The sequence below is a fragment of the Ruminiclostridium papyrosolvens DSM 2782 genome (assembly GCF_029318685.1).
GTDB classification, from domain to species: Bacteria; Bacillota; Clostridia; order Acetivibrionales; family DSM-1351; genus Ruminiclostridium; species Ruminiclostridium papyrosolvens.
Genome location: NZ_CP119677.1, coordinates 5,017,501 through 5,027,861 on the forward strand (window position 1 = coordinate 5,017,501; position 10,361 = coordinate 5,027,861).

10 protein-coding genes (1 of these 10 running past the window's edge) are annotated in these 10,361 nt (G+C 35.3%); all 10 read right to left on the reverse strand.

The annotated features are described in order from the left end of the window. Window positions 1–2,092 carry the 5' portion of a DNA gyrase subunit A gene (gyrA, locus tag P0092_RS21990; RefSeq protein ID WP_004619004.1) on the reverse strand. The gene continues 434 nt to the left of window position 1, outside the view, so only the first 2,092 of its 2,526 coding nucleotides appear in the window; the start codon lies at window positions 2,090–2,092; its stop codon lies off the left edge, out of view. 259 nt (window positions 2,093–2,351) lie between these two features. Beyond that, window positions 2,352–3,200 (reverse strand): nucleoid occlusion protein, encoded by an 849-nt coding sequence (gene noc / locus P0092_RS21995; protein WP_004619005.1) that lies wholly within the window; start codon window positions 3,198–3,200, stop codon window positions 2,352–2,354. A gap of 161 nt (window positions 3,201–3,361) precedes the next feature. Next, window positions 3,362–4,087 carry a 16S rRNA (guanine(527)-N(7))-methyltransferase RsmG gene (gene rsmG / locus P0092_RS22000; protein WP_004619006.1) on the reverse strand — a complete coding sequence of 242 codons (726 nt, stop codon included), beginning with the start codon at window positions 4,085–4,087 and terminating at the stop codon, window positions 3,362–3,364. A 15-nt stretch (window positions 4,088–4,102) separates the two neighbouring features. After that, window positions 4,103–5,986, reverse strand: coding sequence for a tRNA uridine-5-carboxymethylaminomethyl(34) synthesis enzyme MnmG (gene mnmG, locus P0092_RS22005; RefSeq protein ID WP_004619007.1), 1,884 nt, complete (start codon window positions 5,984–5,986; stop codon window positions 4,103–4,105). Window positions 5,987–6,033: 47 nt separating this feature from the next. Next, entirely contained in the window at window positions 6,034–7,416 is a 1,383-nt protein-coding gene (gene mnmE, locus P0092_RS22010; RefSeq protein WP_004619008.1) for a tRNA uridine-5-carboxymethylaminomethyl(34) synthesis GTPase MnmE, read from the reverse strand. 131 nt (window positions 7,417–7,547) lie between these two features. Then, the gene (gene jag / locus P0092_RS22015) at window positions 7,548–8,180 is read right to left on the reverse strand and encodes an RNA-binding cell elongation regulator Jag/EloR (protein WP_004619009.1); all 633 of its coding nucleotides are present in this window, start codon (window positions 8,178–8,180) and stop codon (window positions 7,548–7,550) included. Beyond that, window positions 8,180–9,022: a YidC/Oxa1 family membrane protein insertase gene (locus P0092_RS22020; RefSeq protein WP_004619010.1), complete on the reverse strand. Its 843-nt coding sequence runs from the start codon at window positions 9,020–9,022 to the stop codon at window positions 8,180–8,182. The genes jag and P0092_RS22020 overlap by 1 nt, the downstream gene beginning before the upstream one ends. Window positions 9,023–9,051: 29 nt before the next feature. Continuing rightward, on the reverse strand, window positions 9,052–9,267 hold the full coding sequence (gene yidD / locus P0092_RS22025; RefSeq protein WP_004619011.1) for a membrane protein insertion efficiency factor YidD: 216 nt from the start codon (window positions 9,265–9,267) through the stop codon (window positions 9,052–9,054). After that, window positions 9,249–9,614 carry a ribonuclease P protein component gene (gene rnpA, locus P0092_RS22030; protein ID WP_004619012.1) on the reverse strand — a complete coding sequence of 122 codons (366 nt, stop codon included), beginning with the start codon at window positions 9,612–9,614 and terminating at the stop codon, window positions 9,249–9,251. Before rnpA ends, yidD begins: the two co-directional genes overlap by 19 nt. A gap of 76 nt (window positions 9,615–9,690) precedes the next feature. Beyond that, complete coding sequence (gene rpmH / locus P0092_RS22035) at window positions 9,691–9,825, reverse strand: 50S ribosomal protein L34 (protein WP_004619013.1); 135 nt, start codon at window positions 9,823–9,825, stop codon at window positions 9,691–9,693. Window positions 9,826–10,361: the final 536 nt, after the last annotated feature.

Sequence of the window (10,361 nt, forward strand, 5' to 3'; positions counted from 1 at the left end):
TCCCCTTAACACCTTGTGAGACCCTACCTATAGGCCTTGCATCAGTTTCCTTAAATCTGATTGCCATACCATTAACCGTTGAAAGTATTATATCCTGATTACCGTCTGTAAGCTTAACATCTATAAGTTCATCGTTTTCCCTTAAACTAACGGCTGCAAGCCCGCCTTTTCTGATACTATCGTATTCCATCAGATCAGTTTTCTTAACAAGGCCGTTTTTGGTTGCCATTACAAGGTATAATCCTTCCTTATATTCCTGTATAGGAATTACAGTGGTAACCTTCTCGTCTCCGTTTAGCTGCAGGAGGTTTACTATTGCAGTACCCTTTGCCTGTCGTCCGGACTCAGGTATCTCATATGCCTTTAACCTATAAACTCTTCCCTTATTGGTAAAGAACATAATAAAGTGATGTGTCGAAGTTACAAAGAGATTTTTAACAAAATCCTCTTCTCTTGTACTTAGACCTATTATTCCCTTACCTCCACGCCTTTGGCTCTTGTATGTGTCGGCAGGCAATCTCTTTATATATCCGAAATGAGTCATTGTGATAACACTTTCCTGTTCTTGGATAAGGTCCTCAATGTCTATCTCATCTTCGTCAATCTCAATCTTTGTTCTTCTCTCATCAGCATATTTATTCTTAATAACTGTAAGTTCATCCTTTATTATTTGATGAACAAGAATTTCATTTGCAAGTACATCTCTAAAATATTTAATCTTTTCAAGGAGCTCGTTATACTCACTTTCCAGTTTCTCTCTTTCTAAACCGGTTAAACGTCCCAATCTCATATCTACAATTGCTTGAGATTGTTTGTCACTGAAACCAAATCTCTCTGATAACTTTTCTTTTGCAACGGATTCTGTTTTTGAATTACGTATAATTCTGATAACTTCATCCAGGTTATCCAGTGCTATTTTTAAGCCTTCCAATATGTGTGCCCTAGCTTCGGCTTTATCAAGTTCGAACTTTGTTCTTCGTCTGATTACATCCTCTTGATGAGCTATGTAATAATCAATTACCTGTTTTAAATTCAAAGTTCTTGGCTCATACATCTTGTCTTCAGTAGGTACTATAGCGACCATGTTCACGCTAAAGCTTTCCTGAAGTTGTGTATTTTTATATAGTTGATTCAGCACAACATTCGGATTGGCATCACGTTTTAAATCAATAACTATTCTTACAGGCTCTTCTCTGCCGGATTCATCCTGAATAAATGATATTCCATCTATTTTTTTATCCTTAACAAGATCTGCAATTTTTTCTACCAGCCTTGCCTTATTTACCATGTACGGAATCTCGGTAACAACAATCCTGTGCCTGTTTCCGTGTAGTTCTTCTATGGTAGCCTCGGAACGTACAATAAGTCTTCCTCTACCGGTTTTGTATGCGTCCCTTATTCCTCTTTTACCTATTATTTTAGCAGCAGTTGGAAAATCCGGACCTTTGATGTATTTCATTATTAATTCATCAATAGTAATCTCTGGATTATCTAAAACTGCACATATACCATCAATTGTCTCACCTAAATTGTGTGGGGGTATATTGGTGGCCATACCAACAGCAATACCTGATGAACCATTAACCAATAGGTTTGGAAACCTAGCTGGTAAAACAACCGGTTCAACTTCATGTTCGTCGAAGTTTGGCTTAAAATCAACTGTATCTTTGTTAATATCAGCAAGCATCTCCATTGATATTTTGGCCAGCTTTGCCTCAGTATACCTCATCGCAGCTGCAGCATCACCATCTCTTGAGCCAAAGTTTCCATGTCCGTCTACTAATGGATGTCTCAATGAAAAATCCTGTGCCATACGTACAAGACTATCGTAAACAGCAGCATCACCATGCGGATGAAAACTCTTTAACGCTTCACCTACGGTTGCAACGGATTTTCTGTATGGCTTGTCCGGAGTAAAACCTGAAGTAAACATGGTGTAAAGTATACGCCTGTGTACCGGTTTCAATCCATCTCGAACATCAGGCAGTGCTCTGTCTATTATTACACTCATAGCATAATCTATAAACGATTTTTTCATTTCAGATTCAATGTCTATGGGAATAATTTTTTGCTCCCTTATTTCATCTGCCATCTAACTTTTTACCTCTTTTCCTTTTATAAAAACAATCTTATCCACTGTATATTGTAATAAACTTTTAACTTACTGTCCACTTTTTTGTATACCTGTTATTTTCAAATACAATATTTAGTATTGCCAATTTATTACATATAGAATACTTCTTATTTATTTATGGAAAACATAGTGAAAGCTTGTTTTTATACATAAAAAACTGGACACCCCCGGCCCAGTTTCCTAAATTATTTTTTATATAACTCCTATTTTATGTATATCAAGCCATATTGTTCTTAGGAACTCGAACCACAAATTCTATGTATTCCCCTCTGTCAACCTGGGCAGCCTTTGCATTTACACCTGACTGTCTCATTATATCTATCGCCTGTTTTATAGTATTGACAAATATCCTTACATCCTTTATTGCTTTTGTCATTTTCTTTTCAGAGGTTGTTCTTTGTTTTATATTTTTTGAGTATTTATCTATAGCTCTTTCTACCAGTTCTTCTGTTTTCTTTACATTCAAGCCTCTCTCGCAGACAAGCCTCAGAACCTTTAGTTGAAGCTGTTCATCGTGGAGCTTTAACAATGCTCTTGCATGTCTCTCAGTCAAATTATTATCAGAAAGTATTTTTTTAATCAATGGAGAAAGCTTTAACAGTCTTATTTTATTTGCTATTGTTGATTGGCTTTTACCAATCTTCTGGGCAAGCTCTTCCTGAGTAAATCCATGCTCATTTATTAGATTGCTATAGCCCTCAGCCTCTTCCATATAGCTAAGGTCTTCCCTTTGAAGATTTTCGATAAGTGCCATTACGGCAGAATCATTATCGTCTACATTTATTATTATTGCCGGAATCTCCTGTAATCCTGCCATAGTAGCGGCTCTAAGTCTCCGTTCACCTGCTACAAGCTCATATGTGCCATGGGAAAGTCTTCTAACGTTAATTGGCTGTAGCACACCATACTGTTTAATGGAATCACACAGTTCTTCAAGAGCCATTTTATTAAATTGTTTCCTTGGTTGGTATGGATTTGGTCTGATGTGGTCTATACCAACATAAGTAATATTTTTCTGGTCTTCCTTCTTTTCCTGTTTTGTAAATTGAATTTTACTCTCCAACATAACGGCACCATCCTTTGTATATTATTTATTAATTTAAATTAGTAATCTACTATATGTTGTAAATTACTTACAAAGGATATTTCCTTTTATGAACCTTCTTTTCCTTTATTACCTATGAAAAATCGTTCGATAAAAAAGAAGCTAATAATGGATAATACTTCCTATATCAACGGTTCTTTCGATGGTTTACCTGCTTTCCTTGGGTATTTTGTCGGCGTCTGTCTAAACTTTCTTACCACAACGACATTTCTTTCTATATTTGTAAACGGTAGTTCCATTTTTTCTATTTTCTCAATTTTACCACCTAAAATGTCGAGAGCTCTATTGCAATTATCAAACTCTTCGGTGCTACTTCCTTTCATTGCGATAAATATTCCGTTTATTTTTATAAATGGAAGACAATATTCGAGTAAAACCGGAAGATTTGATACTGCTCTTGCGACAGCAATATCATACTTCTCCCTATATACAGGGTTAGTTCCAAAGTCCTCTGCTCTGCCATGAATCGCTGATATTTGGGTAATATTTACTTTATTTATTACCTCATTAAGAAACTTTACTCTCTTATCCAATGAATCAAGCAGTGTTATTTTATTTTTTGGGTTCACTATTTTGAGAGGAATACCGGGAAAACCTGCGCCGGTACCTACATCTATAATCTTTATGTCTTCATTTCCTATATGAGGAACTATGCTGATTGAATCAATAAAATGCTTTATTACTATTTCCCTGTCATCCTCTATTGCTGTTAAATTTATTTTTTTATTCCACTCTTTCAGAAGCTCCATGTATTTTTCAAATTGCTCTATTTGTGTGTCGGATATCTCTTTTTTATAGTGTGTCAATCCTTTGATAAGTAATTCCTTTAATTCATTGTCAAGTGCCATAAATTCCTCCGGTTGCTAATTTTTCCTTCTGTTAACCTGTTCAAGATATATGAGTAATACTGATATATCAGCAGGAGATACCCCTGTTATTCTGGATGCCTGACCTATGGAGTCAGGCCTTATTTGTGAAAGTTTTTGCCTGGCCTCTAGTCTTAATCCCTGTATCTCGTTGTAATCAATAGGCTGTGGTATTTTTCTGCCTTCAAGCTTTTTATACTGTTCTACCTGCTGCATTTGCCTTTTAATATAACCTTCATATTTTACGGCAACTTCCACCTGTTCACGTACAGCTCTTGGTAGTTCTGGAAGTTCGCAAACTTGTGAAAGGCTTTCATAACTTATTTCTGGCCTCCTTAGTAGTTCTGTAACCTGAATTCCACTTTTTATGGCTGTACTGTTTCTGCTTTCAAGATATTTTAGAACAGCTTCACTGGGAGGTAAATATGTGTTTTTCAGTCTTTCTATTTCTTTCTCTATCAATTCCTTCTTTTTAAGAAATTTTTCATATCGTTCTTCACTAATCAATCCTATTTCCCTGCCTAAGGATGTCAATCTCAAATCAGCATTGTCCTGCCTTAGAAGAAGTCTGTACTCTGCTCTGGACGTCATCATCCTATAAGGCTCCTTTGTACCTTTTGTAACAAGGTCATCAATAAGTACGCCTATATATGCTTGGGACCTGTCCAATATTAATGGCTCTCTGTTTTGTATCTTCATTGCAGCATTTATTCCCGCAACAATTCCCTGAGCAGCAGCTTCTTCATATCCGGAGCTTCCATTTATTTGCCCTGCTGAAAACAATCCTTCTATTTTTTTATATTCTAATGATAATTTTAACTGTGTAGCATCTATTCCGTCATATTCTATTGCATAGGCACTTCTCATTACCTTTACATTTTCAAGCCCGGGAATAGTTCTCATAAATTCTACCTGTACATCCTCAGGAAGACTGCTTGACATTCCCTGCAGGTACATTTCTTCCGTTCCTATTCCCATAGGTTCTACAAAGACCTGATGGTGTTCCTTATCAGAGAATCTTACTACCTTGTCCTCTATTGATGGGCAATATCTTGGGCCTATACCTGTAATATTTCCACTATATAGTGGTGACCTATGAATGTTTTTTTTGATTACCTCATGAGTATCGGCATTTGTATATGTGAGCCAACATGGAACCTGATCCTTTTCTATTTTTTCTGTTTCAAAGGAAAATGGAACAATTACGTCGTCCCCGGGTTGCTCAGACATCTTCGAAAAGTCCAGACTTCTCTTATTTAGTCTTGCAGGAGTTCCCGTCTTAAATCTAAGCAGCTCTATGCCTATATTTTGCAAGCTTTCTGATAATCTGTTTGCAGGAAATAATCCATCAGGTCCTCCACTGTAATTTACGTCACCGATGAAAATTTTTCCTTGGAGATATGTCCCCGTTGTAAGTACTATTGCTTTACACTGAAATATAGCTCCAGTGTGAGTTTTTACGCCTGTTACACTGGTCCCCGTTTCATCAGTAAGTACTTCTATAACTTCTGCCTGCCTGATATCAAGGTTTTCCTGTGTTTCAAGAATGTGCTTCATTTCCATCTGATATTGTCTTCTGTCCACTTGCGCTCTCAAGGAATATACTGCAGGGCCTTTAGATGAGTTAAGTATTTTTGACTGAATAAAGGTTTTATCCGTTGTCTTCCCCATCTGTCCGCCTAAGGCATCTATTTCCCTTACCAAGTGGCCTTTTGCTGTTCCCCCAATACTTGGATTACAAGGCATGTTTGCAATACTGTCCAGGTTAATAGAAAATACTATAGTGCTGCAACCAAGTCTTGCTGCTGCCAATGCTGCCTCACATCCGGCATGTCCTGCACCGATAACAGCTATATCATAACTTCCAGCGAAATAATCCATAAGGATTCTTCCTTTCTATATATAATCTGTAATTTTTTTACGTAATCTTATTTTCCAATACAAAAACGACTGAATATATCATGCATCACAGCTTCGTCAATTGATTCCCCTGTAATCTGCCCAATGTTATCGGCACAGCTTTTTATATCTATAGTTACCATGTCAAGTGGCATTCCTGTACTAAAAGAATTTAATGCCTGTTGAATATCCTCAATAGCTCTGTCCACAAGGTATTTATGTCTGGAATTTGTTAAAAGCACTTCATCATTTCCTGATATTTTTCCTTTGACAAATAATTCCGATATGGTTGCTTCCAACTCTTCTATTCCTCTGGCATTTATTACTGATGCTTTTAAAATAATATCATGGTTTTCTAACTGAGCCTTTATTTCATTAACTTGCTCTTTATCTGCCAAATCCGTCTTGTTTATTAAAATAAGAGCTTTTTTATTTTTTACTAAATTTAAAATTTCAATATCTTCATCATCTATACCTGTTTCCGCTGAAAGAACTACTATTGTTAAATCAGCTTGTCCAACCGCCTCATATGCTTTGTTTACTCCTATTTTTTCAACTACATCCTGAGTATTTCTTATACCGGCCGTATCTGTAATCTTTGCCGGAATTCCATTGATATTTACGTATTCCTCTATAATATCTCTTGTTGTTCCCGGAATATCAGTTACAATTGCCTTTGTATTTCCTGACAACTGGTTTAACAGAGATGACTTACCTACATTTGGCTTCCCTGCAATTACTATATTTAATCCTTCTCTTAATATCTTGCCTCTTTCAAAAGTTCCTGCCAGAGTGTGAAGCTCACCTTTTATATTTTTAAGATTCTCTAAAACTTTTTCTCCCGTTATTTCTTCTATATCATGCTCCGGATAATCAACAGTCACCTCAATATGAGCCAGTAATCCTACTAAAGTTTTTCTGATGATTTTTAATCTGGCTGATAATCTTCCTTCCAGATGGCTTACTGCAGCTTTTGAGCTTTCAACTGTCTTTGAGTTGATTAAATCAATTATGGCTTCAGCTTGTGACAAGTCTATTCTGCCGTTTAAAAAAGCACGTTTAGTGAATTCTCCCGGCTCTGCAGGTCTTACCCCATTTTTAAAAATCAAATCCAATACACGGTTTATTACTACAATTCCACCATGACATTGTAGTTCTATAACATCTTCCCTTGTAAATGTATTTGGCTTACACATTTTCAGCAGTAATACTTCATCTATAATATCTTTTGATTCTTTATCAACAATTTTTCCGTATGTGACTGTATGTGACTGTATTTCCTCCATTGCTTTAGAGGCTTTAAATATTTTATCTGCTGTGCTAAATGCTTTTTCTCCGCTTATTCGAATAACACCGATTCCACCTGTTCCGTACGGAGTTGACAGTGCTGCTATCGTATCTTCATTGTGCATAACATTACCTCTTTTAACTTAGTGCATATTTTTAATGCCTTACCAACGCACAAAATGGTTCAAGGTATGACCCTGAACCATCTGATATGCATATTTATTTCTTAGTATATGTTTTTAAGTAAGCGATATAGTTATTTCAGAGTAATAACTACCTTTCTCTTTGGCTCTTCACCTGTGCTGTATGTTTCTACATATTTATGTCCCTGAAGAGATGAATGTATTATTCTTCTCTCATATGGGTTCATTGGCTCAAGTGTAATGGGTTTTTTGTATTTAACTACTTTATCAGCAAGTCTGTTAGCAAGCTTTACAAGAGTTTCTTCTCTTTTCTGTCTGTAATTTTCAACGTTTAGTATTACTCTTTTATAATCTTCATATTCCTTATTAACAACCAGACTTGTAAGATACTGCAGGGAATCCATTGTTTCCCCTCTGCGACCGATAATTATTCCAATATTGTCTCCATTTATATCAACAACTATGCTTTCCTCATCTTCGCTAACATTGATATCAGCCTCAACACCCATGTTATTAAGTATTGTGTACAAAAAATCTGATGCTATATCACATCTGTTTTTCTCTTCTTTTTCTATAACTGTCACTCGTATTCTGGCAACTTTAGAACCTATAATACCAAAAATACCTTTGTTGCCCTCTTCTATAACTTCAATATCAACATCATCCTGTGTTAACTGTAATTCCTCGAGTGCAGCAGATATAGCTTCCTGAACTGTTTTACCTTTTTTTTCAATACTGTAAGCCATTATTTACTCACTTCCTCCTTCTTTTTAAGGACATACTTATTTACATAGTATTGCTGAACAATAGCAAACACGTTACCGGTAATCCAATATAGAGCAAGACCTGCAGGGAACTGGAATGAAAATAGTAAAGTCATTATAGGAGATACATACATCATGCTGTTTCCCATCGGGTTTGCAGCCTTGTCTGAAGTTGCCTTAGGCATTGACATACGCACTGACAAATATGTCGTAATGGTTGCTATTATAGGTAACAGCAAAAGAACTGCATATTTAGGCTCGCTCATAATTTTGTTAAAATGCCATGTAGGTATATCACCCAAATTTATCCCAAACCCATGACTTGGGAAAAACATGTTCAAGTTTCCGACTTTAGAACCCTGACCTATACTCATAAAGTGTGTTATAGTATTAATTTCTGAATACGCACTATTGATGGGTATATTAGATGCTTCTGCAAGGTTTTTCAACTGTTCTGGAGTAAAACCCAGCATATATTTGAGTGGCTTTGTGATAGCCTGCCATAATGATAACAATATAGGCATTTGTATAAGTAGTGGGAGACATCCCCCTGCGGGATTTATTTTATGTTCCTGATAAAGCTTCATCATTTCTTCGTTTAGCTTTGCTTTATCATTTGCATATTTTCTTTGAATTTCCTGGAGTAAAGGCTGAACTTTTTGCATTTCAGCAGAAGACTTGTACTGTTTTAAGGTTAATGGGATCATTGCAGCTCTAATAATTATAGTAAAAATAACAAGTGCAAGACCGTAATTATGAAATGCAATAGTATTATAAATCCAATAAAGGAATTGACCAAGTGGCCTAATTATTACGTCGAACATATTTATCTCCTATATATTACAATTAGTATCTATTTAACAGGGTCAAACCCTCCCGGATGAAAGGGGTGACACTTTAATATTCGTTTTAATGCCAGATATGATCCTTTTATACAACCGTATTTAATTACAGCCTCAATCGCATACTGTGAACATGTGGGATAAAATCTGCACGTAGGCCTCATTTTTAGTGGCGATATAAATTTCTGGTAGAACCTGATTAATGCTATCAATATTCTTTTAAGCAATTGTATTTCTCCTGATCAAATATCTGCAGCTTTTTAAGCAAGTATTTGATTTCCTTTAACACAGCTCTAAAAGTAGGAACACTTTCGCCGGATCTTGCTGCAACTACAATGTCAAATCCATTGGAAATATAGTCTTCAAAATACCGGTAACTCTCTCTGATTAATCTTTTTTTTCTATTTCTGATAACTGCTTTGCCTGCCTTTTTGGAAACTGATATTCCAATTCTATTAAAGGATTGTTTATTTGGAAGGATATAAACAGTTATATACCTTCCAACATAAAACGATCCTTTATTAAAAACTCTTGCAAACTCGTAATTCTTTTTTAGTGTTACAGTCTTTTTCATAAAATACTGCCTTTGTAATTAATAGTTTGTACGAAGAATAGCAAGTTTTAAAGAAAAAGACCACAAATATGCGGTCTTACGCTGAAAGAACCTTTCTTCCTTTTAATCTGCGTCTTCTTAATACTTTTCTGCCGTTAGAAGTACTCATTCTTTTTCTGAATCCATGTTCCTTCTTAGCATGCCTTTTTTTAGGCTGATATGTTCTTAACATTGGTACACCCCCGATCCATCTTTGTTTATATAAACAGTTGAGTGTTTTCTTTTAAAGACACCAGACCTATTATATATTATGATATTTCAACCTGTCAAGGCTTATTCAAAGCCTTATTGCTAGAATAATTTTTCAATTATTTTTTTTATAAATTCAAAGAACTATATATGGTATCGATAAAATATATCATTTCAACATGTTGTTACTTATATATTATATTTACACATAACCTGTGGATATATCTCCTATTGAAATATATTTTTGTGGATATCTCTCGTTTTTCTTATTGAATTTTCCACAAAACTCTGATATATTTATTAATACTTGTTGATAACCTGTGTGTTTTTAAGCTGCCAGGTTGTTAATAACTTTTAATGTTTAATGTAATTAACTATTTTTTTGTATTTCTCACTCATAAAAAAACTTGTACAAGCTTTTTAACTCGTAGCGTTTTTGGCAAATAACGTGCTTATTTATATTCGATATCATGCACATTTTTTATTATTAATATGTATAACCAAGGTGGGCGAAGGGAC